Genomic DNA, 16112 nt, shown 5'->3' on the forward strand with positions numbered 1-16112 from the left:
ACGGACGAACCTCGACCCGGACCCGAGTCGTCACCGGCTGGGCGCGCGCAGGGTGGCGAGGCCGACGATCCAGCCGGCGAAGATGCCGTAGGTGGCGCCGGACGAGATCAGCGCGAACACGGCCGGCGCGGAGGCGTCGCTCTGGACGAGCCCCATGATCAGCCCGGCGGCGGCCCCGGCGAAGACGACGCTGGCCCAGCCGGTGAGCAGCTGGGCGCCCGCGTTGCCGGTGCGCGGCCAGGCCAGCGCGGTGAGGAACGCCGCCGTGAGGATGACCACCAGCACCGCGCGCAGCACCATCGCGAGGACGTCGCGGGCCGGCGCGTCGAGGGTGAAGTCCCAGGACGGCCAGGCGAGGACGCTGAGGAACAGGTCGAGCGCGCCGGCGCCGTTCGCGTTGTCAGCGGCCCAGCTGCCGAACGGCGGGCTGCCGAACACGAACACCAGGACGAGCACCGCGATCACGCCGGCGGCCGTCGTCGACCGAAACCGCGTCGAGACTCCCATACGTCAAGAAATACCCCACGATGATCGCGCTCATGCGGAGGCGTGCCAGCACCCCCGCCGACCGGCCTGTCTGCACCCTGCCCGGCGGCGCCGCCGCTCCCTAGCGTGAACACATGGACACACGTATCGAGGCCACGGCCACCACACTCTCGTGGATTCCGTCCGAGGCGGTCACCGGACTCACCAAGGCCGCCTTCGAGACCGGGTTCACCCACTACGACCCGCCGCCGCCCGACGTCGTCGAGGACCTGGCCGGGCTGGGCGCCGCGGACCGGTTCCGGTACGCGAACGTGCTGGCCGGCTGGGCCGAGGTCGCGGACGGACGGATCGTCCGGGCCGGCTACGACGCCGGCGCCGGCGTGCGGATGGGGTCGACGACGGTTCGGATCGGGCGGCTCGGCGCGACGTTCGCCGCGGTCGCGCTGCCGGTCCTGCGCCGCGACCCGGAGTACCTGCCCGACGGCGGTGTGCGGCTGACGCAGACCTGCGGCGGCCGGACCGCGCTGCCCGCACCGCGCGCCGTCCCGCATCCGCCGTTCGTCCAGCTGCGCTCGCCGCTGGTGTGGACGACGCTGACGCTGACCATCCACCCGGACGGCCGGTCCGAGCCGGGCCTGCCCGGCGCCAGCGCGTTCCCGCGGCACTGGGTCTACGACGACGGCGGCGCGCTGGTGCGCAAGTCCGGCCTCACCGACTACTCGGCGTGGGCCGCGCACTCGTTCGGCGCGCGGACGCCGTGGGGCGACGAGGACTCCCCGGCGCTGAGCGTCGAGGTCGAGAGCGCCGCCGAGCGGGTGCTGTCGCGGCTGCTGATGACCGGCGCGGACAAGCCGCGCATCCGCACGCTCGCCGACGGCGACCTGCTGACGCTGCAGGGCGAGCCGGGCGACGAGCTGTACCTGCTGCTCGACGGCGTGCTGCGGGTCGAGGTCGACGGGCGGCGGCTGGCCGAGGTCGGGCCGGGCGCGGTGCTCGGCGAGCGGGCCGTCCTGGAGGGCGGGCGGCGGACGTCGACGCTGGCCGCCGTCACCCCGGTGCGGGTGGCCGTGGCGCCGTCGGCGTCGATCGACCGCGAGCGGCTGGCCGAGCTGGCCGGGTCGCACCGCCGGGAGGACGTGCCGGCGTGAGGATCGTCCTGCACGGGGTGCGCGGCTCGACGCCCGCGCCCGGCGCGGCGTTCCTGCGGACCGGCGGCCACACCTCGTGCGTCTCGGTGACCGTGCGGGACGAGTCGGCGCCGCGGCTGGTGCTCGACGCCGGCACCGGGCTCGCCGCTCTGACGGCGCTGCTGGGGGGCGCGCCGTACCGCGGCGACCTGGTGCTCAGCCACCTGCACTGGGACCACGTGCAGGGGCTGCCGTTCTTCCGGTCCGGCGACGTGGCCGGCGCGGACGTGCGGCTGTGCCTGCCCGCGCAGGCCGGCGCGTCGCCGTCGGTGCCGGGGTCGGCGGCGGCGCTGCTGGCGCGGGCGATGTCGCCGCCGCACTTCCCCATCGGGCCGGACGGGCTGGCCGGGCGGTGGCGGTTCGACGCGTGCGACGCCGGCTGGTTGGCGGCCGGCGGGGCGCGGGTGCGGCTGGCGGACCTCCCGCACAAGGGCGGGCGGACGTTCGGGATGCGGGTCGAGGCGGACGGCGCGTCCTTCGCCTACCTGCCCGACCACGCGGCGGGCGCCGGCGATGGCCCCGCCGCCTCCCTCGTCCGCGGCGTCGACCTGCTGCTGCACGACGCGCAGTTCTCCGACGCGGAACGGTACTGGGCCGAGGCGTACGGTCACTCCACCATCGGCGACGCCATCGCGCTGGCCGCCCGCGCCCGGGTCGGCCGGCTGGTGCTGATCCACCACGCGCCCACCCGCACCGACGACGAGGTGGACGAGCTGGCCGCCAAGTACGCCGCGGCCGCCCCGCTCCCCGTCAGCGCCGGCCGCGAGGGCGACGTGCTGGAGCTCTGAGCTGGTCGGCTCACGGACCGAGCAGCGCCGCCGGAACGACGGCGATGCCGTCCGGACGCCGGTAGGCGGCCCTCCCGGTCGTGATGACGGCGGCGTCGAGCAGGTCGTCCCCCAGCCGCTCGCGCAACCAGAGCAGGTGCTTGACGTCCTTGTCGTCGACCGACGGCGACAGCTTGACCTCCAACGCCGCGACCCGTCCGTCGTCACGAGCGACGATCAGGTCGACCTCGTGATCGCCACGCATGGTGCGCAGATGATGAACGCCGGCCCGCGACGGCTGCGCGTAGACCCGTACGCTCAACGTCACGAGCGACTCGAAGAGCGCACCCAGCAGCGGCCCGTCGCGGCGGATCGGCGGACCCGCCGAAGGCTGGTCGAGCAGCGCGGACGCGCCGACGCCGAGCAGGCGCGCGGCCAGCGCCGGATCGGCGAGATGATGCTTGGGCGCCTGACTCAGCCGCGCGAAGTGGTTGCGACCCGCCGGCAGCCACGCCGGGACCGGTTCGAGCAGCCAGAGCTGGGTGAGGACGTCGCGGTAGGCGATCGTCGTCGTCTTGGCCGGCTGCTCGCCATGGCCGGATGTCGCCGCCTGGAGCACGACGTTGTAGGAGGCCGTGCTCGCCGTGGCGGCGGCGTAGGCACGCAGCCACGCCTGCAACGTGGCCGGACGGCGCACGACGTGCCCCTGCTCGGGGAAGTCGCGGCGGACGATCTCGGCCAGATAGCCGTCGAGGGCGTCGCGGCGGTGGGGCTCGTCCATCATCCGGATCGCCGGGAAGCCGGAGCACACGATCTCGTCGGTGTAGTCCGCCAGGTCGAGCGGGCTCTCGCCGGTGATCTCCGGACGCCCTCCGGCCAGGAGACCGGCCAGGCTGACAGCCGGAGTCGTCACCTGGCGTTCGGCCAGCGACATGGGGCGCATGCGCAGCCGCACGATGCGGCCGGCACCCGAATGGGTCGGTGCGTGCACCGGGCTGGCGCTCCCGGTCAGGACGAACCGGCCAGGCGACGGATCGCGGTCGACGCTGCGCCGGACCAGATCCCACACGCGTGGGAACCGTTGCCATTCGTCGACCAGCACCGGGGCGGGCAGCCGCGCGAGCCGGCCGCGGTCGGCGTCGAGCAGCGCCAGCTCGTCGTCATCGTCGAGCGCGACGACGGACCCGGCCCGTCGTGAGGCGGTCGCCGTCTTCCCCACAGCCTTCGGACCCTCGATGCTGACCGCCGGCAACCCGGACAGCATGCCGTCCAGCTCGGCATCGGCGACCCGCGGAAGGTAGCGCATGACTCATACGCTACCGTTTCTCAGTCACATACGCTACCGTTCTTCGCCCGCAAACACTACCGTTCTTCGCGGGCCGGCCACCTCACTGGATGCCGTGGCGACGCAGGATGGCCTCGATGTCGTCGAGCTCGGGATCGCCGGAGGCCTGCTGCTTCTTTCCCTTCTTCGGGCCGGCGTCGACCGCGCCCTTCGGGGCCGGGCCGGACTCGCCGACCGACTTGGGCTTGGCGGAGTCTTTCGGCACCTCGAGCTTCTGGCCCGTCACGAACAGCAGGCCGGCCACCGCGAGCATGCCGACGCCGATCCAGGCCATGGGCGAGAGCACCAGGCCGACGACGAAGCCGACGATGCCGATGGCGGAGGCGCCCATGAGCAGGAAGCCGCCCGCCGCCATCTGCAGCGAGGCCGCCCAGCCCTTGGCCCGCGCCTGTCGCACGGACAGCACGACAAGCCCGAGCCCCAGTGCGGCTACGGCAATCTCGATCGCATCGGTGAACACTCCACCAGGCTACGCGCCCGAGCCGATTTTGCCCTCAGGGATCTCCCCGACCTTCGCCCTCCCCCGGACGGAGGGTGCGGACGTTGCGGGCGACGGCCGCCCGGAGGGCCAGCTCGGTGTCGGGCGGATAGCCGACGGCCTCGAGGGTCAGGCCGTGCGGCGGGATGACGATGACGCCGGAGTCGCGCACGCCGGCCGCGAGCACCGTCGCCGGCCAGTCGACCGGCCGGCGGCCGTCACCGACGAGCAGGAGGGCGCCGATCATCGCGCGCACCTGGTTGTGGCAGAACGCGTCGGCCTCGACGGTCGCGACGGCCAGGCCGTCGGCCGAGCGCTCCCAGGAGAGCACCCGCAGCTCGCGGATCGTCGTCGCGCCCTCACGGGGCCGGCAGTACGCGGCGAAGTCGTGCTCGCCCAGCAGACCGGCGGCCGCGACGTTCATCGCGTCGACGTCGAGCGGACGGTCGTGCCACAGCACGAATCCGCGCAGCAGCGGGTCGGCGCCGTAGGCGGTGTCGGCGACGCGGTAGCGGTAGCGGCGCCAGACGGCGGAGAAGCGGGCGTCGAAGCCCGACGGCGCAGCCGCGACGCCGTGCACCCGGACGTCGCCCGGCAGCACCCCGGCCAGCCGCCGCGCCAACGCGACCGCCGGCGGCCGGTCCGACCGACCGGGCGCCGCCGCCCACGCCGTCACCGGAACGTCGACGTGGCAGACCTGGCCGCGGGCGTGCACCCCGGCGTCGGTCCGCCCGGCGACGGTGAGCCGCGGCGGGTCGATGCGCAGCACCCGGCCCAGCGCCTCCTCGAGAACGCCCTGGACGGTGCGCCGGCCGGGCTGCGCGGCCCAGCCGGAGAAGTCGGTGCCGTCGTAGGCGAGGTCGAGCCGCACACGCAGCAGCCCGCCGTCCCCAGGAGTGGGGTCGGCGGGCTGCATGACGGTGCTGTGCGTGTGACGCGGGGGTCAGGCCTTCTCGGCCGGGCCCTCGGCGTCGTCGGCCTTCGCCTCGGCGTCGTCCGCCGGCGCCTCGGCGTCGTCGGCGACGGCCTCGGTCTCGTCGGCCGGCGCCTCGGCGACGGCCTCCTCGACCGGAACCTCGACCTCGGCCGGAGCGTCAGCCGCCGGAGCGGCAGCGGCCGGAGCGGCCGCGGCGGCCCGCCGGGTCGCGCTCGTCGCCTCGGTCACGACCTGCTCGGCCAGCGGCTCGACCAGCTCGATGATCGCCATCGGAGCGTTGTCACCCTTGCGCGGGCCGATCTTCACGATCCGGGTGTAGCCGCCGTTGCGGTTCTCGTAGCGCGGGCCGATCTCGGCGAACAGCACGTGCACGACGTCCTTGTCGCGGATCGTGCTGAGCACCTGGCGCCGCGCGTGCAGGTCGCCACGCTTCGCCTTGCTGATCAGCCGCTCGGCGACCGGGCGCAGGCGGCGGGCCTTGGCCTCGGTCGTGGTGATGCGGCCGTGCTCGAACAGCGCGGTCGCCAGGTTGGCGAGGATCGCGCGCTGGTGAGCCGGCGAGCCTCCCAGGCGAGCACCCTTGGTTGGGGTGGGCATGGTGATCTACTCCTGTGTGGTGGCGGCCGCTACCGGCCGCGCTCGGTCAGTACTGCTCGTCTTCGGCGTAGGACTGGTCGTCGTCGCCGTAGCTGTCGACGGCCGCGGCCGGGTCGAAGCCCGGCGCGCTGTCCTTCAGGCCGAGGCCCATGGTGGCCAGCTTCGCCTTGACCTCGTCGATCGACTTCTGGCCGAAGTTACGGATGTCGAGGAGGTCGGCCTCGCTGCGGGAGACGAGCTCACCCACGGAGTGGATGCCCTCACGCTTGAGGCAGTTGTACGAACGGACGGTGAGCTGCAGGTCCTCGATCGGCAGCGCGAGGTCCGCGGCCAGCTGGGCGTCGACCGGCGACGGGCCGATCTCGATGCCCTCGGCCTCGATGTTCAGCTCGCGGGCCAGGCCGAACAGCTCGACCAGCGTGCTGCCGGCCGACGCGAGCGCGTCCCGCGGCCGGATCGAGGGCTTGGTCTCGACGTCGACGATGAGACGGTCGAAGTCGGTGCGGCCCTCGACGCGGGTCGCCTCGACCTTGTAAGTGACCTTCAGCACCGGCGAGTAGATGGAGTCGACCGGGATGCGGCCGATCTCGGCGTCGGCGCGCTTGTTCTGCACGGCCGACACGTAGCCGCGGCCGCGCTCGACCGTCAGCTCCATCTCCAGCTTGCCCTTGCCGTTCAGCGTGGCGATGTGGAGGTCCGGGTTGTGCACCTCGACACCGGCCGGCGGCGCGATGTCGGCGGCGGTGACGGCGCCGGGGCCCTGCTTGCGCAGGTACATCACGACCGGCTCGTCGTGCTCGGACGAGACGACGAGGCCCTTGAGGTTCAGGATGACGTCGGTGACGTCCTCCTTCACCCCGGGGATGGTGGTGAACTCGTGCAGCACGCCGTCGATGCGGATCGACGTGATGGCCGCGCCGGGGATGGACGAGAGCAGGGTCCGGCGCAGCGAGTTGCCGAGCGTGTAGCCGAAGCCGGGCTCGAGCGGCTCGATGGTGAACCGTGCGCGGTAGTCGTTCAGCGACTCTTCGCTGAGACTGGGACGCTGGGTGATGAGCACTTCTGACTTCCTCTCCGCGACGCCCGCTATATGACTGTCGCGATCAGGGCGCCGTGGCCGGCCCGGTGCCGGCCACGGCGATGGTGCGGACTACTTCGAGTAGAACTCGACGATGAGCTGCTCCTGCACCGGCGTGTCGATCTGCTGCCGGGACGGGAGCTGGTGGACCAGCACGCGCAGCTGGTTCGGGATGACCTCGAGCCACGCGGGGACCGGGCGGTCGCCGTGGGTCTCGCGGGCGATGATGAACGGGGTCGTCTCGCGGGACTTCTCCCGCACGTCGATGACGTCGTGCAGCGCCACCTGGTACGACGGCACGTTCACCTTGCGGCCGTTGACCGTGAAGTGGCCGTGGACGACCAGCTGGCGGGCGTGCCGGCGGGTGCGGGCCAGGCCCGAACGGTAGACGACGTTGTCGAGACGCGACTCCAGCAGCTGGAGGAGGACGTCACCGGTGCGACCCTGGCGACGGTTGGCCTCCTCGTAGTAGCGGCGGAACTGCTTCTCCAGGACGCCGTAGGTGTAGCGCGCCTTCTGCTTCTCGTGCAGCTGGAGGCGGTACTCGCTCTCCTTCTGCCGGCCGCGGCCGTGCTGGCCGGGCGGGTAAGGACGGCGTTCGTACGCCTTGTCCTCGCCGATCAGGTCGACGCCGAGCCGACGCGACTTCTTCGTGAGTGGACCGGTGTAACGGGCCATGGTGGTTCAGGTCTCCTCGAGGTCTCGGTGGGTCAGACGCGGCGGCGCTTCGGCGGACGGCAGCCGTTGTGCGCCTGCGGGGTCACGTCCGAAATCGAACCGACCTCGAGGCCGACGGCCTGCAGCGAGCGAATCGCGGTCTCCCGGCCCGAGCCCGGGCCCTTGACGAACACGTCGACCTTGCGCATGCCGTGCTCCTGGGCACGGCGAGCGGCGGCCTCGGCGGCCATCTGCGCGGCGAACGGCGTCGACTTACGCGAGCCCTTGAAGCCGACCTGGCCGGCGCTGGCCCACGCGATCACGTTGCCCTGAGGGTCGGTGATCGAGACGATCGTGTTGTTGAACGTGCTCTTGATGTGCGCGACACCATGAGCGACGTTCTTCTTCTCCTTGCGGCGCACCTTGGTCTGGCGGCCCTTGGCGGGTGGCATGTGTGCGGTACTCCTGTCCGAAAGCTTCTGAGGTCAGCGGTTCGCTGCGCGCGACGGCGTGCGTGACGCCGTCGCGGCACTCACTTGCCGGCCTTCTTCTTGCCGGCGACGGTCTTCTTCCGACCCTTGCGGGTACGGGCATTCGTGTGAGTGCGCTGACCACGGACGGGGAGCCCGCGGCGGTGCCGGATGCCCTGATAGCTACCGATCTCGATCTTGCGGCGGATGTCGCTCTGCACCTCGCGGCGGAGGTCACCCTCGATCTGGTAGTTGGCCTCGATCCAGTCGCGGAGCTTGACCAGCTCCTCGTCACCGAGGTCCTTGACGCGGATGTCCGGGCTGACGCCCGTCTCCTTGAGAGTCTCCAGCGCTCGGGTACGCCCGATGCCGAAGATGTAGGTGAGTGCTACCTCCAGGCGCTTGTCGCGCGGGAGGTCGACGCCGACGAGGCGTGCCATGCGGTGTTCCTCACTTCGTTCGCGGAGGTGTCTGACGCACCGCGTCTCGGCGATCCTGTGCCGCCGAGCCCCGGCCTCCGCCCGGGGGTGGTCCCCGCCGTAGCCGGCAGGGGTGCTGGTGCGTTGTCCTGTGTATTCAGTTGTGTCCGGGCGAGCGGTGCCCGGTGATCAGCCCTGACGCTGCTTGTGACGCAGGTTCTCGCAGATCACCATGACCCGGCCGTGACGGCGGATCACCTTGCACTTGTCGCAGATCGGCTTGACGCTCGGCTTGACCTTCATCGGGGACTCTTTCTTGACGTGTGCCGAGAGTTCGGAGTTGGCCGAAGCCGCCGGCAGAGGTCGTGGTTACTTGTAGCGGTAGACGATGCGACCGCGGGTCAAGTCGTACGGGCTGAGCTCCACCACCACCCGGTCTTCGGGAAGGATCCGGATGTAGTGCTGACGCATCTTGCCGGAAATGTGGGCGAGCACCTTGTGACCGTTGGAGAGCTCTACCCGGAACATGGCGTTCGGGAGAGCCTCGGTCACGGTGCCCTCGATCTCGATGACCCCGTCCTTCTTCGGCATGTCCTCCGCACTTCTTCTGTCGGTCGTCTTCCGCCTCGGCACACCACGCCACCGGGAGTCCTGGGAGGGACGGGCGGCGAGCTGTTACGCACACCCCGTCCCGGTCGAAGACACGTCCGGAACCAGCCGCAGGGCGCAACGAAACAGACCACAGTGGGCCGACCAAGAATTGTACGGTACTGGGCCTACCAGAGGCCAATCGTGTGAGGCAAGCCGACCCGCGGTCACCGTGGCGCGGGCGTCTCCCGGGAACGGTACGCCATCTCCAGGCCGCCGAGCAGCAGTCCCCACGGGCCGGCCACCCACATCGGCCAGAAGTACTCGGGGCCGCCGCCACCGATGCTGACCAGCATCCACACCATGAGGTTGAGGGCCACGACGAAGCCGTAGAACCACCATGCGCCGGTCAGCAGGCCGCGGGCGATGCGCCGCCCCGTGCGGCGCGGCGCCGGGCGCGGCGCGGACAGCGGACGCGGCATGATGCCGGCCGGTTGGCGGCGCACCGGCAGGTCGGCGATGACGCGGTCGAGATCCTGGTACGTCTTCGCCGAGTAGGTCGACTCGACCCGGAGCAGCAGCTCGTCCTGGCTCAGCCGGCCCTCGCCGTGCGCGTCGCGCAGGATCTCGGCCACGCGATCGCGATCGGCGTCGCTGGCGCGCATCTCGAACCGCTCGGCTCCCATGCGCACCAGTATCCGCCGCACGACGGGGTCCGCCTATCGGGGTAACCCCCCAGTTCGCCCCGGGGACACCCCCGGGTCAGCGACGTCCACCGTGATCATGTCCGCTCGCGGCGTGTCAGCGACCGTCGGCGAACACGGTCACGACAGCTCTCGCCGCGCCGCCTCGGCGACGGTGCGTATCGGTGCTCATTGCAAAGGCGGCGGACGGACCACCTGAGAGCGGGCCAGTCGCGGGCAGCGGCGGCGGCCGGGTCAGCCGCTGTGGACCCGGCGCGGCGGGCGGACCACCCTGCGAGCGGGCCAGTCGCGGGCAGCGGCGGCGGCCCGGTCAGCCGCTGTGGACCCGGCGCGGCGGGCGGACCACCCCGAGAGCGGGCCAGTCGCGGGCAGCGGCGGCGGCCCGGTCAGCCGCTGTGGACCCGGCGCGGCGGGCGGACCACCCCGAGAGCGGGCCAGTCGCGGGCAGCGGCGGCGGCCGGGCCAGCCGCTGTGGACCCGGCGCGGCGGGCGGACCACCCCGAGAGCGGGCCAGTCGCGGGCAGCGGCGGCGGCCGGGCCAGCCGCTGTGGACCCGGCGCGGCGGGCGGACCACCCCGAGAGCGGGCCAGTCGCGGGCAGCGGCGGCCGGGTCAGCCGCTGTGGACCTGGGCGGCGGCCGGCACACCGAGCGCCGCTAGCCGGGCGGCCCCGCCGTCGAGGGCGGTGAGGACCCACGGGCCCTCGGGCGTGACAGCGATGCTGTGCTCGAAGTGCGCGGCCCATGTGCCGTCGTCGGTCTTGACCGTCCAGTCGTCGGGCAGGACGTGCGTCTCGGGGCCGCCGAGGGTGATCATCGGCTCGACCGCGAGGCACAGGCCGGGCACCAGCTTCGGGCCGCGCTGGCGGGTGCGGTAGTTCATGACGTGCGGGTCCATGTGCATCGCGGTGCCGATGCCGTGGCCGCCGTACTCCTCGACGATGCCGTAGTCGCCGCGCGCCTCGATGGTCTTCTCGATGGCGGTGCCGATGTCGCGCAACCGCCGGCCGGCCTTCATCGCCGCGATGCCCGACCACAGCGCGTCCTCGCAGTCGGTCAGCAGCCGCGCGACGTCGTCGGGCAGCTCGCCGGAGCCGACGGGCACCGTCACCGCGGCGTCGCCGTGCCAGCCGTCGAGGACCGCGCCGAAGTCGAGCGAGACGATGTCGCCGTCGCGGAACGGGGTGGCGTCCGGGATGCCGTGGACGACGACGTCGTTGACCGAGACGCACACCGTGGCCGGGAAGCCGCCGTAGCCGAGGAAGTTCGACGTGGCGCCGCGGGCGGCCAGCTCGCGCCGGGCGATCGCGTCGAGATCCAGCGGGGTGGCGCCCGGCACGATGGCCGCGCGCATCACCTCGTGGATCTCGGCGACGACCAGCCCGGCCGCGCGCATGCCGGCCAGCTGCTCCGGCGACTTGATCTCGATGGTGGCTCCTGGAGAACCTAGTGCGGCTGCGGCGGCTGCTCGATGGCGTCGGCCACTCGCTGCTGCACGTCGTCGACGGTGCCCAGGCCGTCGACCTCGAAGACGAGGCCGCGCTCGCGGTACACCGCGATCAGCGGGGCGGTCTGCTCGAGGTAGAGCTCCTGCCGCTTGCGGATGGTCTCGGGGGTGTCGTCGTCGCGACCCTCCTTGAGGGCCCGCTCGTGCAGCCGCTTCACGACCTCGTCGACGTCGACGTTGAGCACGATGACGTGGTCGATCTCGTGGCCCTGCTCGGCCAGCACCTTGTCGAGGAAATCGACCTGCGCCAGCGTGCGCGGGTAGCCGTCGAGCAGGAAGCCCTCGGCGACGTCGGCGCGCGTGAGGCGGTCGCGGACCACCTCGTTGGTCAGCTCGTCCGGCACGTACCGGCCGGAGTCGAGGTAGCCCTTCACCTGGCGGCCGAGGTCGGTCTCGTCGGCGATGTTGGACCGGAAGATGTCGCCGGTGGAGATGGCCGGAACGGCGAACCGCTTCGCCACCAGTTCGGCCTGCGTGCCCTTGCCCGCGCCCGGCGGGCCCATGATCAACAGTCGCGTCACCGCAAGAACCCCTCGTAGTTGCGCTGCTGCAGCTGGCTCTCGATCTGCTGCACGGTCTGCAGGCCGACACCGACCATGATCAGGATGGAGGTGCCGCCGAACATGTTGTTGAACGACTGGCCGCCGTCGGCGGGGTTCAGCACGTTGAAGGCCAGCAGTGGCAACAGGGCCACGAGCGCCAGGTAGATGGCGCCGGCCGACGTGATGCGGTTGAGCACGTAGGCCAGGTATTCCTCGGTGGCGCGGCCAGCACGGATGCCCGGCACGAAGCCGCCGTAGCGCTTCATGTTGTCGGAGATGTCCTTCGGGTTGAACGTGATGGACACGTAGAAGAACGCGAACCCGACGATCAGCAGGAAGTACGCCGCGATGTACACGGGGTGGGTGCCACGGGTGAAGTTGTCCTGGATCCAGAGCGCCCAGCCGGACGTCTGGTTGAACTGCGCGGCCAGCAGCGGGATGTAGAGCAGCGACGACGCGAAGATGACCGGGATGACGCCGGCCTGGTTGATCTTCAGCGGGATGTACGTGGCCGAGCCGCCGTACATGCGCCTGCCGACCATCCGCTTGGCGTACTGGACCGGGATGCGCCGCTGTGCCTGCTCGACGAAGACGATGAGCGTGACGACGATCAGCGCGACCACGACGACCAGGCCGAAGACGCCCCAGCCGCGGCTGGTCTGGATGCTCCAGAACATGCTCGGCACGCTGGCGACGATCTGGGTGAAGATCAGCAGCGACATGCCGTTGCCGACGCCGCGGTCGGTGATGAGCTCGCCCAGCCACATGACCACGCCGGTGCCGGCCGTCATGACGATGATCATGATGGCGGCGGTGGTCAGCGAGTCGTTCTGCAGGACCTCTTCGGGGCAGTTCGGGAAGAACTGCCCGCGGCGGGCCAGCGTGACGATGGTGGTCGACTGCAGCAGCGCCAGGCCGATGGTGAGGTAGCGGGTGTACTGCGTGATCTGTGCCTGCCCGGACGCGCCTTCCTTGCGCAGCGCCTCGATGCGGGGGATCACGACCGTCAGCAGCTGCAGGATGATGCTGGCGGTGATGTACGGGATGATGCCGAGCGCGAAGACCGCGAGCTGCAGCATCGCCCCGCCGGAGAACAGGTTGAGCATCCCGTAGATGCCCTCGTTGCCGGCGAGGTCCACACAGGTCCGTACCGCCGGGACGTCGACACCGGGCGTGGGCAGGACCGAGCCGACCCGGAAGATCGCGATGATGCCCAGCGTGAACAGCAATTTACTGCGCAGGTCAGGTGTACGGAACGCCTGCGCGAACACTCTGAGCACTTCAAGGCCTCCTGCGTGGCCGACGGCGGAGACGACTGGCGAGTCGAAGCCGGCGCGGTGGTACGGACGGAACAGACGGTAACACCGCCGGGTCCGAACGGCCGAAAGCGCCTGCCGCCTGGTAAGACGGCAGGACGCTCTCGAAACCGTTCGAACGCACCGGTGCGGGACCCCTACACCTCGGTGGCGGTGCCCCCAGCAGCGGTGATCTTCTCCTTCGCGCTGGTGGAGAACGCGTTCGCGTTCACTCGCAGCGCAACCGAGATCTCACCGGTGCCCAGAACCTTGACCGGCTTGCCGGCCCGCACAGCGCCCTTGGCCACGAGGTCGTCGACGGTGACGTCCCCGCCCTCCGGGAAGAGCGACGCCAGCTTGTCCAGGTTCACGACCTGGAACTCGACGCGGAACGGGTTCTTGAACCCCTTCAGCTTCGGCAGGCGCATGTGCAGCGGCATCTGCCCGCCCTCGAAGCGGGCCGGCACCTGGTAGCGGGCCTTCGTGCCCTTGGTGCCGCGGCCCGCGGTCTTGCCCTTCGACGCCTCACCGCGACCCACACGGGTCTTCGCGGTCTTGGCGCCGGGGGCCGGCCGCAGGTGATGCGGCTTCAGCGGCGAGTTGCTCATGCCTCTCAGACCTCCTCGACGGCGACCAGGTGCGCCACCGTCTTGACCATGCCCCGGATCTCAGGGCGGTCCTCTTTGACGACCTCGTGTCCGATCCGCTTCAGGCCGAGCGAGCGCAGGGTGTTGCGCTGGGACGACGTCCCACCGATCGGGCTCTTGACCTGACGGACCTTCAGCTGGCCGCTCATGCCGACGCTCCCGCGGCCTGAGCGCGCAGCAGCGCGGCCGGGGCGACGTCCTCGAGCGGCAGGCCGCGGCGGGCCGCCACCTGCTCCGGACGCTCCAGCGAACGCAGCGCCTCCACCGTGGCGTGCACGATGTTGATGGCGTTGGACGACCCGAGCGACTTGCTCAGGATGTCGTGGACGCCCGCGGCCTCCAGCACGGCGCGCACCGGGCCACCGGCGATGACGCCGGTACCGGGCGAAGCCGGGCGGAGCAGCACGACGCCGGCAGCCTTCTCACCCTGCACGGGGTGCGGGATGGTGCCCTGGATCCGCGGCACCTTGAAGAACTGCTTCTTGGCCTCCTCGACACCCTTGGCGATCGCCGAGGGCACCTCCTTGGCCTTGCCGTAGCCGACGCCCACGGTGCCGTCGCCGTCGCCGACGACGACCAGAGCGGTGAAGCTGAAGCGACGCCCACCCTGCACGACCTTGGCGACGCGGTTGATGGCGACCACGGTCTCGATGTAGTTGGTCTTGTCCGCACCGTCGCCGCGACGGTTGTCGCGATCGCGACGGTCACGACGATCGCGGCGCTCGCCACCGGCACCGCCACCGCGGCGCTGGGGTTCAGCCATGATGTCCCTCTATCCTCTCGAGATTGTGCGTGGTCAGAGCTTCAGGCCGCCCTCGCGGGCGCCCTCCGCCACCGCGGCCACCCGGCCGTGGTACTGGTTACCGCCACGGTCGAAGACCACGGCCTCGACACCGGCCGCCTTGGCGCGGTCGGCGACGAGCTCGCCGACGCGACGTGCCTTGGCGGTCTTGTCGCCGTCGAGCGAGCGCAGGTCGGCTTCCATGCTGGTGGCCGAGGCCAGGGTGCGGCCGGTGGCGTCGTCGACGACCTGGACCACCATGTGCCGCAGCGACCGGGTGACGACCAGGCGCGGACGCTCGGCCGTGCCGGTGACCTTCTTCCGGACCCGCAGGTGCCGGCGGTCCCGGGCAGCCCGCTTGTCGCCCTTCCTGATCTGGCGATTGATCGCGATGCCCATGTGTTACTTACCAGCCTTTCCGACCTTGCGCCGGACGTGCTCGCCCTCGTAGCGCACGCCCTTGCCCTTGTACGGCTCGGGCTTGCGGATCTTGCGGATGTTCGCCGCGATCTCGCCGACCTTCTGCTTGTCGATGCCCTGCACCGAGAACTTGGTGGGCGACTCGACGGCGAACGTGATGCCCTCGGGCGGCTCGACGACGACCGGGTGGCTGAAGCCGAGTGCGAACTCGAGGTTCTGGCCCTTGGCCGTGACGCGGTAGCCGACGCCGACGATCTCGAGCTTCTTGACGTACCCGTCCGTGACACCGGTGACCATGTTGGCGACCAGCGTGCGGGTGAGCCCGTGCAGGGCGCGGCTCTCACGCTCGTCGTCGGGGCGGACGACCTGCAGAGTGCCGTCGTCGCCCTTCTCGACGCCGATGACCTCGGGCAGCGTGTGGTTCAGCGTGCCCTTGGGACCCGTGACCTTGACCGCGCGGCCGTCGATGTCGACCTGGACGCCGGACGGTACCGGGATCGGGAGCTTGCCGATGCGCGACATGAGTATGCGCTCCTTTCCCGTTACCAGACGTAGGCGAGGACTTCCCCGCCCACACCCTGCTTGGCGGCCGCCTGGCCCGTGAGGAGGCCCTGCGACGTGGAGATGATGGCGACACCCAGCCCACCGAGCACGCGCGGCATGTTCGTCGCCTTCGCGTAGACCCGCAGCCCCGGCTTGCTGACGCGGCGGATGCCGGCGATCGAGCGCTCGCGGGACGGGCCGTACTTCAGGGTGAGCTCGAGCGTCTTGCCGACCTGGTCCTCGGCCGGCTCGCGCACGGAGAACCCGGCGATGTAGCCCTGCTGCTTGAGGATCTCGGCGATGTTCACCTTGATCTTGCTGTGCGGCATCGCCACGGTGTCGTGGTGCGCCGTGTTGGCGTTGCGCAGACGGGTGAGCATGTCTGCGATCGGGTCGGTCATGGTCATGTGTGGTTGCCGCTTTCCCGTCGTGGTATCCGCAGTACGGACCTGCGACGAATGATGAGTCTGGGCTTCGGACTTACCAGCTGGACTTCGTCACGCCCGGCAGCTCGCCGCGGTGCGCCATCTCGCGCAGGCACACACGGCACAGCCCGAACTTGCGGTACACCGAGTGCGGACGGCCGCACTTCTGGCACCGCGTGTACGCGCGCACGGCGAACTTCGGCTTGCGCGCGGCCTTGATGACAAGCGCCTTCTTTGCCAC

At 71.2% G+C, this 16112-nt stretch carries 24 protein-coding genes; 2 read left to right on the forward strand and 22 right to left on the reverse strand.

Translation table 11 applies throughout. The features are described 5' to 3' along the window. Positions 1 to 30: 30 nt before the first annotated feature. Complete coding sequence (locus BLV02_RS18235) at positions 31 to 465, reverse strand: hypothetical protein (RefSeq protein WP_083288472.1); 435 nt, start codon at positions 463 to 465, stop codon at positions 31 to 33. A 155-nt stretch (positions 466 to 620) separates the two neighbouring features. Between BLV02_RS18235 and BLV02_RS18240 the strand changes: the two genes are divergently transcribed. Together BLV02_RS18240 and BLV02_RS18245 are read left to right on the forward strand one after the other, a co-directional pair. Beyond that, positions 621 to 1634, forward strand: a complete 1014-nt coding sequence (locus tag BLV02_RS18240; protein WP_069110655.1) for a cyclic nucleotide-binding domain-containing protein — start codon at positions 621 to 623, stop codon at positions 1632 to 1634. After that, positions 1631 to 2461, forward strand: a complete 831-nt coding sequence (locus BLV02_RS18245) for an MBL fold metallo-hydrolase (RefSeq protein WP_069110656.1) — start codon at positions 1631 to 1633, stop codon at positions 2459 to 2461. Before BLV02_RS18240 ends, BLV02_RS18245 begins: the two co-directional genes overlap by 4 nt. Positions 2462 to 2471: 10 nt before the next feature. Here the strand turns inward: BLV02_RS18245 and BLV02_RS18250 are convergent, their stop codons facing one another. The 21 genes from BLV02_RS18250 to BLV02_RS18350 form a co-directional block, all read right to left on the reverse strand. After that, a complete protein-coding gene (locus tag BLV02_RS18250) occupies positions 2472 to 3746 on the reverse strand; it encodes an ATP-binding protein (protein WP_069110657.1) in 1275 nt (424 codons plus the stop codon). A gap of 82 nt (positions 3747 to 3828) precedes the next feature. Continuing rightward, positions 3829 to 4245: a hypothetical protein gene (locus tag BLV02_RS18255; RefSeq protein ID WP_141711503.1), complete on the reverse strand. Its 417-nt coding sequence runs from the start codon at positions 4243 to 4245 to the stop codon at positions 3829 to 3831. 34 nt (positions 4246 to 4279) lie between these two features. Beyond that, a complete protein-coding gene (truA, locus tag BLV02_RS18260) occupies positions 4280 to 5179 on the reverse strand; it encodes a tRNA pseudouridine(38-40) synthase TruA (protein WP_069110659.1) in 900 nt (299 codons plus the stop codon). Positions 5180 to 5206: 27 nt separating this feature from the next. Further along, complete coding sequence (rplQ, locus tag BLV02_RS38310) at positions 5207 to 5797, reverse strand: 50S ribosomal protein L17 (RefSeq protein WP_069110660.1); 591 nt, start codon at positions 5795 to 5797, stop codon at positions 5207 to 5209. Between the two features lie 46 nt (positions 5798 to 5843). Then, the gene (locus BLV02_RS18270) at positions 5844 to 6857 is read right to left on the reverse strand and encodes a DNA-directed RNA polymerase subunit alpha (protein WP_069110661.1); all 1014 of its coding nucleotides are present in this window, start codon (positions 6855 to 6857) and stop codon (positions 5844 to 5846) included. A 90-nt stretch (positions 6858 to 6947) separates the two neighbouring features. Next, positions 6948 to 7553: a 30S ribosomal protein S4 gene (rpsD, locus tag BLV02_RS18275; protein ID WP_069110662.1), complete on the reverse strand. Its 606-nt coding sequence runs from the start codon at positions 7551 to 7553 to the stop codon at positions 6948 to 6950. A 32-nt stretch (positions 7554 to 7585) separates the two neighbouring features. Continuing rightward, positions 7586 to 7984, reverse strand: a complete 399-nt coding sequence (rpsK, locus tag BLV02_RS18280) for a 30S ribosomal protein S11 (protein ID WP_026877472.1) — start codon at positions 7982 to 7984, stop codon at positions 7586 to 7588. An 80-nt stretch (positions 7985 to 8064) separates the two neighbouring features. Further along, positions 8065 to 8442 carry a 30S ribosomal protein S13 gene (gene rpsM, locus BLV02_RS18285; protein ID WP_069110663.1) on the reverse strand — a complete coding sequence of 126 codons (378 nt, stop codon included), beginning with the start codon at positions 8440 to 8442 and terminating at the stop codon, positions 8065 to 8067. 168 nt (positions 8443 to 8610) lie between these two features. Next, positions 8611 to 8724 carry a 50S ribosomal protein L36 gene (gene rpmJ, locus BLV02_RS18290; protein ID WP_015883600.1) on the reverse strand — a complete coding sequence of 38 codons (114 nt, stop codon included), beginning with the start codon at positions 8722 to 8724 and terminating at the stop codon, positions 8611 to 8613. Between the two features lie 66 nt (positions 8725 to 8790). After that, complete coding sequence (infA, locus tag BLV02_RS18295; protein WP_026877474.1) at positions 8791 to 9012, reverse strand: translation initiation factor IF-1; 222 nt, start codon at positions 9010 to 9012, stop codon at positions 8791 to 8793. Between the two features lie 224 nt (positions 9013 to 9236). Next, complete coding sequence (locus tag BLV02_RS18300; RefSeq protein ID WP_083288473.1) at positions 9237 to 9695, reverse strand: DUF1707 SHOCT-like domain-containing protein; 459 nt, start codon at positions 9693 to 9695, stop codon at positions 9237 to 9239. A gap of 629 nt (positions 9696 to 10324) precedes the next feature. Beyond that, positions 10325 to 11140, reverse strand: a complete 816-nt coding sequence (gene map / locus BLV02_RS18305) for a type I methionyl aminopeptidase (RefSeq protein WP_281243452.1) — start codon at positions 11138 to 11140, stop codon at positions 10325 to 10327. A 17-nt stretch (positions 11141 to 11157) separates the two neighbouring features. Further along, the gene (locus tag BLV02_RS18310; protein ID WP_074946512.1) at positions 11158 to 11739 is read right to left on the reverse strand and encodes an adenylate kinase; all 582 of its coding nucleotides are present in this window, start codon (positions 11737 to 11739) and stop codon (positions 11158 to 11160) included. Continuing rightward, entirely contained in the window at positions 11736 to 13040 is a 1305-nt protein-coding gene (secY, locus tag BLV02_RS18315) for a preprotein translocase subunit SecY (RefSeq protein ID WP_069110665.1), read from the reverse strand. Before secY ends, BLV02_RS18310 begins: the two co-directional genes overlap by 4 nt. 173 nt (positions 13041 to 13213) lie before the next feature. Continuing rightward, the gene (gene rplO, locus BLV02_RS18320; RefSeq protein WP_069110666.1) at positions 13214 to 13663 is read right to left on the reverse strand and encodes a 50S ribosomal protein L15; all 450 of its coding nucleotides are present in this window, start codon (positions 13661 to 13663) and stop codon (positions 13214 to 13216) included. A gap of 5 nt (positions 13664 to 13668) precedes the next feature. Continuing rightward, positions 13669 to 13851, reverse strand: a complete 183-nt coding sequence (gene rpmD / locus BLV02_RS18325; RefSeq protein WP_053206303.1) for a 50S ribosomal protein L30 — start codon at positions 13849 to 13851, stop codon at positions 13669 to 13671. Next, positions 13848 to 14465, reverse strand: coding sequence for a 30S ribosomal protein S5 (gene rpsE / locus BLV02_RS18330; RefSeq protein ID WP_069110667.1), 618 nt, complete (start codon positions 14463 to 14465; stop codon positions 13848 to 13850). Before rpsE ends, rpmD begins: the two co-directional genes overlap by 4 nt. A 33-nt stretch (positions 14466 to 14498) precedes the next feature. Then, the gene (rplR, locus tag BLV02_RS18335; protein WP_069110668.1) at positions 14499 to 14882 is read right to left on the reverse strand and encodes a 50S ribosomal protein L18; all 384 of its coding nucleotides are present in this window, start codon (positions 14880 to 14882) and stop codon (positions 14499 to 14501) included. A 3-nt stretch (positions 14883 to 14885) separates the two neighbouring features. Beyond that, on the reverse strand, positions 14886 to 15425 hold the full coding sequence (gene rplF / locus BLV02_RS18340) for a 50S ribosomal protein L6 (RefSeq protein ID WP_069110669.1): 540 nt from the start codon (positions 15423 to 15425) through the stop codon (positions 14886 to 14888). 20 nt (positions 15426 to 15445) lie between these two features. Further along, on the reverse strand, positions 15446 to 15853 hold the full coding sequence (gene rpsH / locus BLV02_RS18345; RefSeq protein WP_069110670.1) for a 30S ribosomal protein S8: 408 nt from the start codon (positions 15851 to 15853) through the stop codon (positions 15446 to 15448). 73 nt (positions 15854 to 15926) lie between these two features. Beyond that, positions 15927 to 16112: a type Z 30S ribosomal protein S14 gene (locus BLV02_RS18350; RefSeq protein ID WP_069110671.1), complete on the reverse strand. Its 186-nt coding sequence runs from the start codon at positions 16110 to 16112 to the stop codon at positions 15927 to 15929.

It is taken from the genome of Jiangella alba, assembly GCF_900106035.1.
In the GTDB taxonomy this organism is placed as follows: domain Bacteria; phylum Actinomycetota; class Actinomycetes; order Jiangellales; family Jiangellaceae; genus Jiangella; species Jiangella alba.